Origin of the sequence: Weizmannia sp. FSL K6-3076, assembly GCF_038007245.1 — a bacterium.
Lineage (GTDB): Bacteria > Bacillota > Bacilli > Bacillales > Bacillaceae_C > Weizmannia > Weizmannia faecalis.
The window spans coordinates 3,212,098-3,227,643 of sequence record NZ_JBBOWU010000001.1 but is presented as its reverse complement, the minus strand read 5'-3'; the positions used below and the strand labels follow the sequence as shown (position 1 = coordinate 3,227,643).

The following is a 15,546-nucleotide window of genomic DNA, read 5'->3' as shown; positions in this document are numbered from 1 at the left end:
CTTCCAGATGAAGGAAGCGGGAAAATTCCGCCGGGAAGGGAGCACAGGGACCCGGCTGAGGAGTCTCACCTATTTAAAAAAATCAGGCCGGAATCCTGCTTGAAAGATCAGGTTCCGTTTTTTGGATAAAAGTACATGGGGGAAATTCAATGGCAAAAGCATTCGATGTGAAAGATATAGAAAAAATTGTGGTTTTGGATTTTGGCAGCCAGTATAACCAGCTGATTACGCGCCGGATCCGCGAATTTGGCGTATTCAGCGAGCTCCATCCGCACACTTTGACAGCGGAGGAAATCAAGGCCATGAACCCGAAAGGCATTATTTTCTCGGGCGGCCCGAACAGCGTCTATGACCAAAACGCATTCCATGTGGATGAAGAAATTTTTAATCTTGGCGTGCCAATTCTGGGAATATGCTACGGCATGCAGCTGATGGCAAAAAAATACGGCGGCAAAGTTGAACCCGCCAGCCGGCGTGAATACGGAAAAGCAACAATCCATGCAGAAAACGGGGGGCGGTTGTTTGACGGGCTTCCGGAAGATCAGGTGGTCTGGATGAGCCACGGGGATCTTGTGACGGAAGTGCCGGCCGGATTTACGGTGGATGCAAGCAGTGGCCACTGCCCGATTTCCGCAATGAGCAACATGGACAAACAATTGTATGCCGTCCAGTTCCATCCGGAAGTACGCCATTCTGTTTACGGCAATGAACTTTTGCGCAATTTTGCTTTTAAAATTTGCAGCTGTAGCGGAACGTGGTCAATGGAAAACTTCATCGAGATGGAAATTGAAAAAATCCGGCAAACGGTAGGGGACAAAAAAGTGCTGTGCGCCTTAAGCGGCGGGGTCGACTCTTCCGTTGTCGCAGTATTGATCCATAAAGCAATCGGCGACCAGCTCACGTGTATTTTTGTGGACCACGGCCTTTTGCGTAAAGGCGAGGCAGAGAGTGTGATGAAAACTTTCTCGGAAGGCTTTAATATGAACGTCATTAAAGTCGATGCGAAAGAACGGTTCCTGAAAAAATTGGAAGGTGTTTCCGACCCGGAACAAAAACGGAAAATCATCGGCAATGAATTTATTTATGTCTTCGATGATGAAGCGGCAAAACTCGAAGGGATTGATTTTCTTGCCCAGGGAACATTGTATACCGATGTCATCGAAAGCGGGACAACGACTGCCCAGACAATCAAGTCGCACCACAATGTCGGCGGCCTGCCGGAAGACATGCAGTTTACGTTAATCGAGCCGCTGAACACATTATTTAAAGACGAAGTGCGCGCAGTCGGCACCGAACTCGGCATTCCGGACGAAATCGTCTGGCGCCAGCCGTTCCCGGGCCCGGGCCTCGGCATTCGCGTGCTGGGCGAGATTACGGAAGAAAAACTCGAGATGGTGCGCGAATCTGACTTTATTTTGCGCGAAGAAATCAAAAACGCCGGCCTCGACCGCGAGATCTGGCAGTATTTTACGGTGCTGCCGAACATCCGCAGCGTCGGCGTCATGGGCGATGCGCGCACGTATGATTACACCATTGGCATCCGTGCTGTCACATCCATCGACGGCATGACTTCCGACTGGGCGCGCATTCCATGGGAAGTGCTCGAAAAAATCTCCACCCGCATCGTCAACGAAGTCCCGCACGTCAACCGCGTCGTCTACGACATCACGAGCAAACCGCCGGCAACGATTGAGTGGGAGTAGGAAGCGCGGGACAATTGTTTGTAACAACAATTTTGGCAAATTCTTTTTTAAAGAATTTGCCAAAAAGTTGCCTGACCGATATTGATTTTACTCTAAATGAGAGTTAGAGCTTTCCCCAAATGCAACTTAAATAGGAAAACCCGTTGAGAAAAAGAATTTTTCTTAACGGGTTTTTCTCTGTGATCTGGTCTTTCCCTCTTTAAACAGCTTAGTCCCCAGCGGAATAGCTCTTCAAATTAATTCAGTCGACAAATTGTGATGTGGACTTGCTGCGGATTAATTTTACCGGTAGCATATAGTGTTTTTCTAATTGCACTTTTTTGTCCGTAATTCTTTTAAGGAGTAATTCAACCAATAGTTGCGCAATGTCTTCGATCGGTTGTTCAATTGTGGAAAGTTCAGGATGATAATTTTGAATAAATTTTGTTCCGTCATACCCGATAACTTTTAATTCTTGTGGAACTTTTATTCCCAACTCTTTTGCCTGCTGCAATACAATAAGGGCAGTCAAATCATCTGTACAAAATATGCCATCGATTTTTTCTGAGCTCAAAATTTGCCTGATGGTTAGCGATTTTACACTTGGTAGCATTTCAAAAGGGATATCTTTTACATGGGGCTCTAAAGATAATTGGACCATTGCCTCCAAGTAACCGGTTCTCCGTCTGTGTGTCGGGCTGTTCGGCTTATTGCTGCTTGCAAATAAATAAATATTTCTTGCACCATTTTGATAGAGTTCCTGAACTGCAAGCTCACCGCCTTGATGATTATCGGAACTTACAATTGGAATATTATCGGATAAATATCGGTCGAAAGAGATAATGGGCAGCCCAAACTGGTCATATTCCTTTATCCCTAAATTATGGGCACCCGCAATAATGCCGTCCACTTGATTGGCAATAAGCATATTAATATAGGAACGTTCCTTTTCTCTATTATCTGCACTATTACATAAAATTGTTTTATATCCGGAAAGGAAAAGCCTATTTTCTATTTTTTCAATCAGTTCCCCGAAAAAAGGGTTGCTGACGGAAGGAAAAATGGCGCCAATCAGATTGGTCTGCTTACCGTGAAGCGAACGTGCAACAGTGTTCGGCTGATAGTTCAGTTTTTTCATAGCCTGGAACACTTTATTTTTCGTTTCTTCGCTTAAATATCCATAATTATTGATGACCCGGGATACTGTTGTTGGGGAAACTCCTGCTTCTTTAGCTACATCTGTTAATTTTGGTCTCAATTTTCATTATCCTTCTCTATTTATTAATAGAATGAAGACTCCAGTAGTTCCCATTATAAGCTAAATGATGGTTTGTTTCCAAGAAGATCTTTGTTTGTTTTTTGCTTGGAAAGAGACGAGATGTTAACACATCGTGTCCATGGTTTAAAAAAATTTCAACGACAGAAGCATCCATAAAAATACGCAGGTTCAGCGGGGTATTTTTTGGAATTTGGACGGTTCTGGAAGTTCCGTATTGCTGTGCAAAAGGGATACCCGCATGGCTGCGGTCCAGGACCAATGTTCCATCAGCAAAGTTGAAAATAAGATTTAACGCTTGATGCCCGTCCGAAGCCAATTGTAATTTACCTTCCCCGTTCCCTTTCAGAATGATTTCCAATTCATAAGCTGTCTCATTTTGATTCAATATCAGCTGGGTCTGTTCTGTTAAGACCCCGTCCAATTCAATTTTCCTTCCGCGAAGGCTCTCTGTTTCTTTTACAGGAAATTGATAAAGATGGCCGTCCTGTATTTTCAATTCTTTGATTAAACTCAAGCAATGCGCCCAACCGTACTGATCTGTCGGATAATCGATTTCAGGAAGGCCGATCCAGCTGACTGCAAGTGTGCGCCCGTCCGGTGCGTTAAAGGCCTGCGTAGCGTAAATATCGAATCCTTCATCCAAATTATGCAGGAGATATTTAGATTCAAAACGGTTTTTCTCAGGGTCGAACGTATCCCCAATTAAGTAAGTGTTGGGATAAATATTTTGATAGTGTAAAATATTTTGGTCGAGGCCTTGCGGGCAGAATATAAGGACCGGCTTTTGATCCACCCATACGATATTCGGGCATTCAATCATATATCCCAAATTCTTTAACGGGAATTCAAGCGGTCCGTTGAATTCCCAGTTTTTCAGGTCTTTGGATTGGTAAACCAAGATATTCCCCTCTTTTTGTTTCGTCTGGGCACCGATCAAAGCATAGTAAGAATTATGATAACGGATAATTTGCGGATCCCTGAAATGGTCCGTGTAATTTTCTGGCTGTTTTGCAATTAATGGAGTTTTTAATTTGGAAATCCGACCTTTTTTATCCATCCACGCTCCAAGCTGGTAAGGGAATCTGTTCCAGTTTTTATCTCGGACGTTTCCTGTATACATGATAAATAAACGGTCTTCAACCGGGATTGCAGATCCGGAGTAGCAGCCGTGACTGTCATACTCTGTATCCGGCAATATGGCCAGCCCCTTCCCTTTCCAATGGATAAGATCTTTTGAACTAAGATGATACCAGCATTTTAAACCATGGACAGGCCCCATCGGATAATTTTGATAAAATAGATGCCATTCATCATTAAAAAAAGAAAATCCGTTTGGATCATTCAACAATCCGCTTTCAGGTTGAATATGGTAATGCAGCCGCCACGGAGAATTTTCTATTTGAAGAAGTAAATGCTTTTTTTCTTCCTCAGACCACTCATTTAGATTTTTATAACGTAATGCTCGATTCCATTCCATATATATAAAACCTCCCCAAATTCAAGGAAAGCGTTCTCCTGGATTTAATGTACTGTAAACAAAGTGATATGTCAATCGTATAACATACAAAATATCTTAAATGATGGTAAAACATAAAAAAATAATAAAAAATATGATAAACGATTGACATATAATAAAAAGATAGTATATTAGTATGTGAAACGGTTACAAAAATATGAAAGGGTGTACACGATGAACCATGCAAAGGTTGCAAAAGACGTGTTAAACGCTTTAAATGGCAAAGATAATATAAAAGCTGCAGCCCACTGCGCGACAAGGCTGCGCTTAGTTATCAATGATGAATCAAAAATAGACCAAAAAGCATTGGATGCGCATCCGGATGTAAAAGGTACATTTAAAACAAACGGCCAGTACCAAATTATTATAGGACCGGGGGATGTCGATAAAGTTTATGCTGAGTTGATCAAATTAACCGGCCTTCCGGATATGACAACGGAGGATGTGAAAAAAACTTCGAATGAAAAACAGGGAAATGTATTATTAAGATTAATCAAGGTATTATCTGATATTTTTGTTCCAATTATTCCTGCACTTGTTGCCGGCGGTTTGCTGATGGCTTTAAACAATGTATTGACAGCGGAACACCTATTCACAAAGAAGGCAATAGTGGAATTGTACCCGCAGTTCTGAAGAGTAAATTCATCAATTTTTAGATGTTTTATGATAAAATGACTTATCCACATTTAGAAAATTTTTCCATCTATTTTTTCTGCTTTCAAAGTCAAAAAGAGCCGAATTTGCAAATTTCTTTTTTAAAATTGTGGATAACTTCAAAAAAACCTTTTTTTACATCACATCCTTTGCTATAATATAACCATTAAGTAAACCTTACTTGTATTGGCTTACTTAAATGGGTGAAATCCTCGTCTGTTAAAATGCGTGTCCGAAACGATTCCAACAGATTTGAGGATTTTTCTTTTGCCGTTTTTTTGAGTGCTTTTAAGATTGACGAACCTTTTTCAAACAGCTGTCTAATAATATCTGTTATTTGAACTAATAAATAATGATTTTTCATGGCTGTGTAGTTTTGGCTATTGGCATGTTCTATATTGTAACGATTATTTTTTTGTTCGTTAAATCCTTGATTTTCAATCTTCCAGCGGCTTCTTCCTGCAGCGATGAGTCGTTCCACGTTCTTTTTCGTGATTTTAATATCCGTTATAAATACATACTCTTTCGATTTCCCATCCTCTGTTTTCATTGTGGCCTCCATCAGATTGACCGTTCTGTCTTTGTAGGCAATATCATTCACCCAAACTAATGAATTCTGATCCTTACTTTGTTCCAGCTCTTTTATTGCCTTAAACTCCGTCGAGATACTTTTAATTCTCCCTTCCTTAAATCTGCATATATATTTCCATTTGTGCGCCCTGCACAGATTAAATACCGTTTCACATGCATAGAGACTATCTCCCAAGATACAAATCGGTAGTCTTTTAAATATTTTTTTTATTTTCTTTGCCAGCCTGTCGAAGGCTTTTAATTCACAATCTTGCTTAGAAACATTTTCTGATTCATTTTCGATAAATTCGGAGGCAATACTGAAGACCATATCCCCCACGACAAGCTTGGCTTCAAGTACATGGTGCATATAAAGTACGTTCGTTTCTCCTGTTTCTTTATTTGTATATGCCCGTCTCAGGCAGTGTTTACAATGTTTCTCATGAAAGGTGTGTAATCCAGTTCCATCAATGATGACACCCCAGTACTTTCCTTCAATTCGATAAGACTCGAGAGACCTTTTTTTCAATAATTCTTTAATCATATACGTTCTAATTTTTTCTAATTCATTTACATCTAAGCCAGATAAAAAGTCGTTAATTGTATCATAATGTGGAAGTTCTTCAAGAGAATCTAAGCCTAACACCTTCCCTACATTTTTAATACATTCTTCTTTATTAAAACTCTCACTCATGTTTCTCATGGATTTTAGGCCGGTCATATTTTTCAACATCATCGTAAATAAAAGGACCTCTGGACCATAAGTGATATAGCTTTGATGTCGGTGGTCTGCTACCTTTTTTAGGTTATTCATCAGGTCTTTGAAAAAATGCTTCTGAATTTTAAGGAACTCGAAAAAATAATTTGCTTCTTTTTCACGATTTCTTTTTTCTTTTCTAGTAACCAAAATAAAAACCCCCTCAAAACAGCCAAGTTTAATTAGGGCTTGCTGAACGAATCAAATTTTAGCTTGTATTCGACTTGTCACTAAGCCATGCCAAAATATTCGTCCAGCAAGCTCTAATTATTTAAATTATTACATATTTAGCCGCATTTTTGGGGGGGAATAGTTAAATTATCACGAAAAATTTTTACTCCTCAGAGCTGTTGTACCCGGGACTGAAAGATATAGCGTCATTTATCAATACCATGTCGGCTGCCCCATTTACTTTCTTGCCGGTTTTAATCGGATATTCCGCAACCAAACGGTTTGGTGGGAATCCGTATTTAGGAGCTGCTATGGGGATGATCATGGTATCTCCTGCATTGACAAGCGGGTATGATGTTGTTAGCGCAAAAGCATCAGGGGAGTTGGCTTATTGGCACATTTTTGGATTAAAAGTCGCGCAGGCCGGTTACCAAGGCTCTGTCTTGCCGGTATTGGTAGTTTCATGGATTTTAGCTAAATTAGAGAAATTTTTCCATAAATATATTTCAAATGCATTTGATTTTACGTTCACACCGATGCTTGCCATTATCATTACAGGATCTCTAACGTTTACATTTGTTGGGCCTGTTATGCGTGATGTGAGTGATGGGTTAACCAATGGAATTATGTGGTTATATAATGCAACAGGCGCGGTTGGAACTGCAATCTTTGGACTGTTTTATTCACCGATTGTCATTACCGGTCTGCATCAAAGTTTTCCTGCAATTGAAACCACACTTTTGGCTGATATTGCAAAAACCGGCGGATCGTTTGTATTCCCAATCGCCTCTATGGCTAATATTGCGCAAGGTGCTGCTTGTCTTGCCGTATTCTTTATTACAAAAAGTAAAAAACAAAAAAGCTTATCTTCTTCAGCAAGTATTTCAGCTCTTTTGGGGATTACAGAACCGGCTATTTTCGGGATTAACTTGAAATTAAGGTATCCGTTCTTTTGTGCAATGGTTGCTTCCGGTATTGCTTCTATATTTATTGGCATGTTCCATGTGTTATCAGTTTCAATGGGACCTGCAAGTGTAATTGGTTTTATTTGCATTCGCTCACAATCTATCTTGCCTTTTGTCATGAGTGGCGCAATAAGTTTTGTTATCGCCTTCACAACAACGTATATATATGGAAGACGGGCGGCGGCAAAGGAACAAAATACGATTACGAATGAACGGGTATCTGGAAAAGAACAAATAGGAGAAACGGCTGCTTCGGCTACGGCCCCTGCTGGTAATAGCATCATTTTTGCCCCGGTTGAAGGTGAAACAATTAGCTTAAAAAATGTGAAGGATAAATTATTTTCATCTGAATTAATGGGTAAAGGGGCAGCCATCATGCCGAAAAACGGCGATGTCTATGCTCCTTGTGACGGAATTTTGACCACGGTATTTGATACACATCATGCATACGGCATTAAAACGGAAGATGGAGCAGAAATTTTAATTCACATTGGTATTGACACGGTTAATCTGAAAGGCGAATATTTTACAAGTTACGTAAAAAAAGGTCAGACGGTAAACCAAGGCGACAAACTATGCAGTTTTGATCTGGAGAAAATTAAAGAACTTGGTTATGATCCAACCGTGATCACCGTCGTGACCAACACAGCAGATTATGCGGCTGTTGAAGAATTTAATCATGATAAGGTAAAACAGGGGAGCCAGTTCATCACTTTAACACCGAAAGCTACTCTTTAATTTAAAACGTTTGATAAGGGGGATCGAAATGCTACTTGGGGCAATTGAAACCGGGGGTACGAAATTTGTTGCCGCCGTAGGAAATGAACATGGCGAAGTAATAGAAGAAATTACAATACCAACAACCACGCCTGATGAAACTATGCCAAAAATTTTGCAATTTTTAAATCAATATAAAATAGAGGGGATTGGTGTAGGATCATTCGGACCGATTGATGTGAACCGTCAGTCTCCCACATACGGCTTTATTACAACTACACCTAAACTATCGTGGCGCCATTATAACTTTGTAGGAGCACTGAAGGAAAAATTTTCCGTTCCGGTTGCATGGACAACAGATGTAAATGTTGCAGGATACGGTGAATATAAATTAGGGAATGCTAAAGGAACCGAAAGCTGTCTTTATCTTACGATTGGAACAGGGATCGGCGGGGGGTTTATCCAAAGTGGCAAAATATTAAATGCATACGGCCATCCGGAAATGGGGCATCTTTTAGTGAAGCGCCATCCTGATGACCAATTTGAAGGGATGTGCCTGTATCATCATGATTGCTTGGAAGGCCTGGCATCCGGACCTGCCGTGGAAAAGCGCTGGGGAAAGAAAGGGGTTGAGCTTTCAACCAATCCAAAAGTTTGGGAACTGGAGGCTTATTATATTGCCCAGGCACTTGTCAGTTATACACTTGTGCTCCGGCCGGAAAGAATTATTTTAGGCGGCGGTATCATGAATCAGAAGCAGATTTTCCAATTCATCCGGCAGCAATTTAAGGAAATGCTGAATGGTTATGTGGATGTTCCAGATGTAGAAAAGTATATTCAGCCTGTGGGTTTACAAAATAAAGCTGGAATTATCGGCGGTTTATTGCTTGCAAAAGAGGAAGCGTCAAAAACGAATTTTGTCCTTTAAAGTGGAAAGGTGCGGCAGATGATGGGAAAAGACTGGTGGAAAAAAAGTGTTGTATATCAAATTTATCCTAAAAGTTTTATGGACAGCAATGGCGATGGGATTGGGGACTTAAACGGCATTATTCAAAAATTGCCGTATATAAAAAAATTGGGGGTGGATGTGATTTGGCTCTGCCCGGTTTATGAATCTCCCCAAATTGATAATGGCTATGACATCAGTGACTATTATCAGATCTCCGAATTATACGGCTCCATGTCAGATATGGAAAATTTGATTGAAGAAAGCAGTGCGCTCGGAATCAAGATTATCATGGACTTAGTTGTCAACCATACTTCTGACCAGCATCGATGGTTTCAAGAAGCAAGAAAATCCAAAAATAGCCCTTATCGTGATTACTATATTTGGAGAGATCATCCGAACGAATTACAATCCAATTTTGGCGGTTCTGCATGGACCTTCGATGAAACGACAAAGCAGTATTACCTGCATCTCTTTAGCAAGGAACAGCCGGATTTGAATTGGGAAAATCCGAAGATGCGTCAAGAAATATGGAAAATGATGAATTTTTGGCTGGATAAGGGAATTAGCGGCTTTCGCATGGATGTGATTGATTTATTGGGGAAAGTTCCTGATCAAATGATAAAAGAAAATGGTCCTCATCTGCATGAGTATTTACAGGAAATGCATCAAGCTACCTTTGGTACAAGAAATACAATGACAGTAGGTGAGACTTGGGGAGCCACAGTGGATAATGCGCATCTTTTTACAGATGAATCCCGATGCGAGTTGAATATGGTGTTTCAATTTGAACATATGCAGCTCGATAAGCAGCCGGGTATGCATAAATGGGATTTAAAAGAACTGAATTTAATCGATTTAAAAGATGTTTTGTCGAAATGGCAGGATACTTTTGCTGAAGACGGATGGAACAGTTTATTCTGGAACAATCATGATTTACCTAGAATTGTCTCGCGATGGGGGGACGACAAGGTGTATCGTAAATTGTCGGCAAAAATGCTGGCTACTTTGCTTCATGGCATGAAAGGAACTCCTTTTATTTATCAGGGTGAGGAAATCGGTATGACAAATGCATATTTTGATTCCATTCACGATTATCCTGATATTGAAACACAGAATATGTATAAAGAAAGAATCAGCAAAGGGTATCCTGAAAAAGACATCATGGCTTCCGTCCAGAAGAAGGCAAGGGATAATGCGAGAACCCCGATGCAGTGGGAAGCAAGCAAACATGCAGGTTTTACGCAAGGAGAGCCATGGATGAAAATTAATCCAAATTATAAAGAAATAAACGTAGAAAAAGATTTAAAAGATACTGAATCGGTCTTTTATCATTACCAAAAACTCATACGCCTAAGAAAAGAAAACAATCTTTTTATTGAGGGAACTTATCAACTGATTGACCGTGATCATCCGAATGTTTACGCTTATAAGCGTGTGCTCGGCCGCCAAGCACTGTTGGTTGTTTGTAATTTTTACAGCAAACCGGCCTTGTTTGAGTATCAGCAGAAAGCGCCGCTTGAAATTCAAATTTTGCTAAGTAATTATAAAGATTCATCTAAGAATATTAATCATCTCCAGTTAAGGCCGTTTGAAGCAGTGATTTATCAGTTGAAAGAATAAATATTAGTTGAGCAAATGCAGTTTGGGTGTTACTAACGTTTCAAAATGGCATGAAATGGACGATGTTGTTTGTCCAAGAATTGACGGAATCGTTGTCCATTAAGGGGAAGCCAGTTCGCAATTGATCGTGGCTTCCCCTATGAGTCTAAAACTGAATTTGATAAACTTGGTAAGGATTTAAATCCAACCTAACTCCTTCCGGACCCAAAATGATGTACCATTTGCTTCCCAACTCTAAACGACAACCTATTCCTTCGTTTTGCTTAATTTTAAGGGTAAAACTTTCTCCGCAATGCATGACGAATGATCGAGTTCCCTGATTAACAAACCAACTTTCTAATTTTGTATCATATTTCATTTCAATCCATTTATTTTTCAAGAGAGTTCCCCCTCAATCACACGTTTCACCATATGGTCGTCAATAATTCGATGCCTATTTTGCGCCCCATAAAGTAGACAGTGGGTACAAATTTTGTTGATGAGCCTTGCAGTTCCACCGGAAAAGCGATGGATTTCATCCAAAGCTACGTCTGTGAAAATTTGTTCAGTTACTCCTGAATATTGTAAATGCATGGTGATATATTCTGTAGCTTGTGCTCTGTCATAATATCCCAGCTTAAACTGAATATCGATCCTTTGGCGGATCGCTGCGAAGGATTGGAGGCGCAGCCGGTCCCATAATTCGCTTTGTCCAACAAGTATCAAGCTCATTGGACTTTGCGCATCCATTTTGAAATTCAGTAGAAATCTGACTTCCTCTAACATTTCACGAGCCAGGAGATGTGCTTCGTCTACGATCACTACCGGCTGGACGCCGTGAATCCCTCTCATCAGCTCAATTTCTCGATGAAGCTGCCGTTTTGCGTCCCCCCTGTAAAATTTCGCTTCGCATCCCAGTTGCTCTAATAATCCCTTGTAGAAATGGCGGGGTGTTAATTTGGAATCAGAAAGATACAGTACTTTATATTTCCCGTCATCGAGCCGGTCAACAAATTTACGGATCGTTGTTGTTTTTCCTGTTCCACAATCCCCAGTTAAAACCGCAAATAACTGCCTTTCGGCTGTATATTTTAACCGCCCCAGTATTTCCTGCATCATGGGAGAATCATAAAGCTTTTCAGTCGGAATATCCCGTGAAAAAGGCGTATGAGTCATATTATAGAAGGATTCAAACATTTTCATCGTCCTCCTTCCATACTGTGCGGAAGGAGACGGCTGGTGTTTGTTCTATCTGTCGTTCCCGATACTTTTGTTCCGCAGCTTTTAGTAATCTTGATGATTCGGCTTCTTGAGTTTGAAAGTGATCTGGAAGGGATGGCCTTTTCCCTGACCTTTCACCAATTTCAAGTTTATGAGCTTTCCATGGCGAATACCCTTCAAACTCAATGGTGAGTTCCTCCAGATCCGCAGGATCATAGATAACTTCGACTTTCTGCCCAATAAATGCCAGGCCTACTTCGTATTTTTGATCCATGAAACTGATACAGCCGGATTTATCCACTTTTCGAGTTTCAGAATGCAGGAAGGCATCTGCTAATTTTTCCGCATCAATAAACCGAAGTGCTTTTCGGTCACTTCTGAAAGCTGATCCGGGGCTGATTTTTTCTCCAAGTGCAGAATGCGGCTTCTCCTGATAACATTCTGTCAGCCAGACTTGAAACAGTTCATTTAAACGCTCCAACGTTTGTGGCTTATCTAGAGAAACTTCCCCTAAGAAAGAGTCGACCACACGGTTGAATCTCTCAATTTTTCCTTTGCTTTCAGGTGAATACGGCTTTGCGTAAACCAACCGGGTCCCAAGTTTTGAACAAGTCCGCCCCATCCACCTTGTCCGATATTGCTTGCCATTATCAAAGTAAACAGCTTCTGGAGCTCCGTATTTTTGCACGGCTTGCCGAAAAGCATCCTCCACAATCCGGGCGTCAAGCGCTGGATAAAATTCACCGTGCAAAACATACCTTGTCGCATCATCAATAATAACGACCAGGTATACTTGCTTCTTGGTACCGTTTAGGCCAATCGGCAAGTAGGGGCCATATTTAATATCAGATTGCCAAAGTTGATTCCGATACCTCTTTTGAAATCTTCTCGCTGCCACTCCTGACTGGGAATAAAGCCGCATTTGCCGAGAACTGTATCCTCTTTCCGATAGCTTGTCTTGAAGGGTTGAGCGCTTGATTTGCCCTGGTTCTGCAAGACCTTCCCATTCAAGGATCTGTATGATTTGCGACACACTTCGGCTGGGGATCTCCCTTCTAAGCAGAATAGCTTGTTCGATAATATGTGACGGGATTGTCCCAATCTTCATTTGAGACTGCTTTCCTTTTGGCTTCAATCCTGAAAATCCTTCTTTTCGAAATTGCGTTAAATAACGTCTGATCGTCCTTTCGGAAAGACCGGAGGCCTTACAAATTTGTTCCTTTAGTTCCTTTGCTTTTCCGGCATCCAACCCCTCCGCCAATAAAGGAGAAATAAGTTGGAACCTTTGGGCTGCAATTTCATCTGCTTTTTTATGATCCATTCATGATAGACTCCTTTCCTCTTTATCTATCATGAGTGTAAATTAACCCCCACCGGACAAGAATGCAGAACGGGTATGTATCCATAAATAAAAATTTACAAGGGGCCGGACAACACGTGCCAGCCATCCGGATTCATTGCCCACCAATCCCTCTAATCTTTGGAGTGCGGTCCCTGCAGTTTCGGGCAAAACTTCAAGGTCTTCCCCATCTTGTTGGGTCTGACGTTTAATGGAAACAAGACAATGTATCCAGTATTCTACATAAAAATAAAACCAGTCTAGCCAACGATAAAGGGTTGATTCATCTGCCGGAACATCATGGTTGGATGGATTAGTTAAAACCATTTCAATACATTTTGCTTTATATCTTTTATAAGGCACCAGAAACTCTGGGAGTTCGTGATGAATCTTTCCGCATTGTTCACATCGCAACCGCCGGATATTATAAATATGCTTCTTTCCGGATCTATCAATGGCTTTTCGATCTCTTGTCCCAATAACCTTCATATGTTTACCACAACAAGGGGAAGGAACTTTTTTCGCACCCCTAACCAAAAATTCCAAGTTGAGTGTTTTCAATTAGCTTATAATCTGATACAATAACCATAATCGTTGTTTTTGGTGGGACATTCCCCGTGTAGCTGATAGTACAGTTATACGTTGTGGGGGATGTCCTTTTCCTTTCTCCAGAATAATAAATATGAGGACATTATACCCGCCAAATTCCGGACAGGCAACTCCGTCAACTTTCGGCTATTTTGGAATGTCAGAAACACAACAGCTTGACTTGATGGGGGGTTCTCTTGGTTTCTTTATCGTGTTTATTTTTAACCTATGGATTAATTGAAGGCCAACACTTTAAATGGTCCATGTACATTGTCGGCATTCTTATTATTTCCGTAGTTATCTTTATCATATTCTATGTTCAACAAAAATTGCGTCAGAAGCGGGATCCGTTAATTCCATTTGCTTTGTTTGAAGATCGTAATTACACGTTAATGAATGTGGTAGGAGTCTTTTTTTCTATTGGCGTCCTTGGGTTAATGCTGCTTCTCTCGATATATTTTCAGTCCATTTTGGGATATGATGCATTTAGGGCGGGACTTACGTTAGTTCCTGCATCACTTATTTCCATGTGTGTATCTCCATTTGCCGGAAAATTTTCAAATAAAATAGGTGGGAAATACCTTGTGCTTGCAGGATTAGCGCTGACCCTGATCGGGATGATATGGGTTATTTTTATCATGAATGGCCATAACTATTGGGTGCAATTTATGTTGTCGATGGTGATTACTGGGTTTGGAAACGGGTTATTAATTTCACCGACGGCAGCAGTTGCCGTGAAAGAAGTGAAGGATGAAGTTGCAGGTGCAGCATCCGGGGTGATGAATACTGTCCGCCAATTGGGAACAGTTGGAGGCAGTGCGGCTGTTGGGGCTTTATTACAAAATAGAATTTCTGCCATGAATCATGGTTCGGAATTTGAATCGGTCTTTGATATTTCAACAAAATTTGGCGGCCATTTAAGTGGTTATTTAACAGCATTGCGTGAAAGTTTATTATTGCCGATGGCTGCTATTGCTTTGGCTTGTATAGCATGCGCTTTTGTACGAAAAAATGCAAAGCGACTTTCAACCAACGAAGTAAAATAAATTTTCTTTATATTTAATTATGCTATGTATAGGTGAACCTCCCAGTGTGAGATGTTAATCCTAAAACTATTTTAACCCACTGAGGGTGCGGTTCACCTGTTTTTGTTTCTTTGGGGGGGCAAAGTTGGGGCGTCCATACAAAACGGAAGAAAAACCTTAGAACGTGTTGCAGGACAGGATACCTCTGAACGTAGCGCCGCTGAAGGAAGATTTTTGCGAAGGTAAGCACAGGTGCGGGTTAAGCCTTATTCGAACATGCTTTCAGGAGACCAGTGAAACAGTAGTAGCCCTTCAGTTTCTCAAAATGAATCTGGAGGGAAACCTCAGGGCTATTTTTGAAATATTTGCACTTTACTATTTTATATTTTAAAACTGGGCTTGTATCTGATTCGTTCAGCAAGCTCCAATTATTTATTTTTTGATCCGGTCTTAAAAAAAACAACATAGATTAATAACAATAGAAAGAACAAAGCTTGAATGATTTTTGTTACAA

13 protein-coding genes and 1 pseudogene are annotated in these 15,546 nt (G+C 40.7%); 7 read left to right on the top strand and 7 right to left on the bottom strand.

Translation table 11 applies throughout. The annotated features are described in order from the left end of the window. Positions 1–149: 149 nt before the first annotated feature. Positions 150–1,703 carry a glutamine-hydrolyzing GMP synthase gene (guaA, locus tag NSS95_RS15260; RefSeq protein ID WP_328229175.1) on the top strand — a complete coding sequence of 518 codons (1,554 nt, stop codon included), beginning with the start codon at positions 150–152 and terminating at the stop codon, positions 1,701–1,703. A gap of 241 nt (positions 1,704–1,944) precedes the next feature. On the opposite strand, the gene NSS95_RS15255 is transcribed toward guaA, so the two are convergent. Further along, positions 1,945–2,940 carry a LacI family DNA-binding transcriptional regulator gene (locus tag NSS95_RS15255; protein WP_328229176.1) on the bottom strand — a complete coding sequence of 332 codons (996 nt, stop codon included), beginning with the start codon at positions 2,938–2,940 and terminating at the stop codon, positions 1,945–1,947. A 16-nt stretch (positions 2,941–2,956) separates the two neighbouring features. After that, positions 2,957–4,438 carry a sucrose-6-phosphate hydrolase gene (locus tag NSS95_RS15250; protein WP_328229177.1) on the bottom strand — a complete coding sequence of 494 codons (1,482 nt, stop codon included), beginning with the start codon at positions 4,436–4,438 and terminating at the stop codon, positions 2,957–2,959. Positions 4,439–4,651: 213 nt separating this feature from the next. On the opposite strand from NSS95_RS15250, the gene NSS95_RS15245 reads away from it, so the two are divergent. After that, positions 4,652–5,110 carry a glucose PTS transporter subunit EIIB gene (locus NSS95_RS15245; protein WP_340714018.1) on the top strand — a complete coding sequence of 153 codons (459 nt, stop codon included), beginning with the start codon at positions 4,652–4,654 and terminating at the stop codon, positions 5,108–5,110. 187 nt (positions 5,111–5,297) lie between these two features. Here the strand turns inward: NSS95_RS15245 and NSS95_RS15240 are convergent, their stop codons facing one another. After that, a complete protein-coding gene (locus tag NSS95_RS15240) occupies positions 5,298–6,608 on the bottom strand; it encodes a transposase family protein (RefSeq protein ID WP_013858128.1) in 1,311 nt (436 codons plus the stop codon). Positions 6,609–6,775: 167 nt separating this feature from the next. Between NSS95_RS15240 and NSS95_RS15235 the strand changes: the two genes are divergently transcribed. Genes NSS95_RS15235 through NSS95_RS15225 form a run of 3 tightly spaced genes read left to right on the top strand, consistent with a single transcriptional unit; the run spans position 6,776 to position 10,880 of the window. After that, positions 6,776–8,332 (top strand): PTS beta-glucoside transporter subunit IIBCA, encoded by a 1,557-nt coding sequence (locus NSS95_RS15235; RefSeq protein ID WP_340714059.1) that lies wholly within the window; start codon positions 6,776–6,778, stop codon positions 8,330–8,332. Positions 8,333–8,360: 28 nt separating this feature from the next. Further along, entirely contained in the window at positions 8,361–9,239 is an 879-nt protein-coding gene (locus tag NSS95_RS15230; protein WP_151697918.1) for an ROK family protein, read from the top strand. Between the two features lie 21 nt (positions 9,240–9,260). Further along, entirely contained in the window at positions 9,261–10,880 is a 1,620-nt protein-coding gene (locus NSS95_RS15225; protein ID WP_151681018.1) for a glycoside hydrolase family 13 protein, read from the top strand. Positions 10,881–11,025: 145 nt separating this feature from the next. On the opposite strand, the gene NSS95_RS15220 is transcribed toward NSS95_RS15225, so the two are convergent. From NSS95_RS15220 to NSS95_RS15205, 4 genes are read right to left on the bottom strand one after another with little or no spacing between them, the layout of a single operon-like run. Then, a complete protein-coding gene (locus NSS95_RS15220) occupies positions 11,026–11,259 on the bottom strand; it encodes a DUF5348 domain-containing protein (protein ID WP_052123382.1) in 234 nt (77 codons plus the stop codon). Then, the gene (locus NSS95_RS15215) at positions 11,256–12,056 is read right to left on the bottom strand and encodes an ExeA family protein (protein WP_326242890.1); all 801 of its coding nucleotides are present in this window, start codon (positions 12,054–12,056) and stop codon (positions 11,256–11,258) included. Before NSS95_RS15215 ends, NSS95_RS15220 begins: the two co-directional genes overlap by 4 nt. Next, complete coding sequence (locus tag NSS95_RS15210) at positions 12,049–13,401, bottom strand: DDE-type integrase/transposase/recombinase (protein WP_328229178.1); 1,353 nt, start codon at positions 13,399–13,401, stop codon at positions 12,049–12,051. The genes NSS95_RS15215 and NSS95_RS15210 overlap by 8 nt, the downstream gene beginning before the upstream one ends. 42 nt (positions 13,402–13,443) lie before the next feature. Further along, positions 13,444–13,956 (bottom strand): DUF6431 domain-containing protein, encoded by a 513-nt coding sequence (locus NSS95_RS15205; protein ID WP_258435362.1) that lies wholly within the window; start codon positions 13,954–13,956, stop codon positions 13,444–13,446. 248 nt (positions 13,957–14,204) lie between these two features. Here NSS95_RS15205 and NSS95_RS15200 point away from each other — a divergent pair, with 248 nt between their 5' ends. Both NSS95_RS15200 and NSS95_RS15195 read left to right on the top strand, forming a co-directional pair. Further along, complete coding sequence (locus NSS95_RS15200) at positions 14,205–15,053, top strand: MFS transporter (RefSeq protein ID WP_052749699.1); 849 nt, start codon at positions 14,205–14,207, stop codon at positions 15,051–15,053. A gap of 115 nt (positions 15,054–15,168) precedes the next feature. Continuing rightward, a pseudogene (locus NSS95_RS15195) lies at positions 15,169–15,475 on the top strand (hypothetical protein); the annotation flags it as partial. Positions 15,476–15,546: the final 71 nt, after the last annotated feature.

What these genes read in the sequence shown, in the direction of transcription:
- NSS95_RS15225 (WP_151681018.1), top strand. Translation starts at nt 9,261, where the DNA reads ATGGGAAAAGACTGGTGGAAAAAAAGTGTTGTATATCAAATTTATCCT.
- NSS95_RS15250 (WP_328229177.1), bottom strand. Translation starts at nt 4,438, where the DNA reads ATGGAATGGAATCGAGCATTACGTTATAAAAATCTAAATGAGTGGTCT.
- NSS95_RS15210 (WP_328229178.1), bottom strand. Translation starts at nt 13,401, where the DNA reads ATGGATCATAAAAAAGCAGATGAAATTGCAGCCCAAAGGTTCCAACTT.
- guaA (WP_328229175.1), top strand. Translation starts at nt 150, where the DNA reads ATGGCAAAAGCATTCGATGTGAAAGATATAGAAAAAATTGTGGTTTTG.
- NSS95_RS15230 (WP_151697918.1), top strand. Translation starts at nt 8,361, where the DNA reads ATGCTACTTGGGGCAATTGAAACCGGGGGTACGAAATTTGTTGCCGCC.
- NSS95_RS15215 (WP_326242890.1), bottom strand. Translation starts at nt 12,056, where the DNA reads ATGTTTGAATCCTTCTATAATATGACTCATACGCCTTTTTCACGGGAT.
- NSS95_RS15245 (WP_340714018.1), top strand. Translation starts at nt 4,652, where the DNA reads ATGAACCATGCAAAGGTTGCAAAAGACGTGTTAAACGCTTTAAATGGC.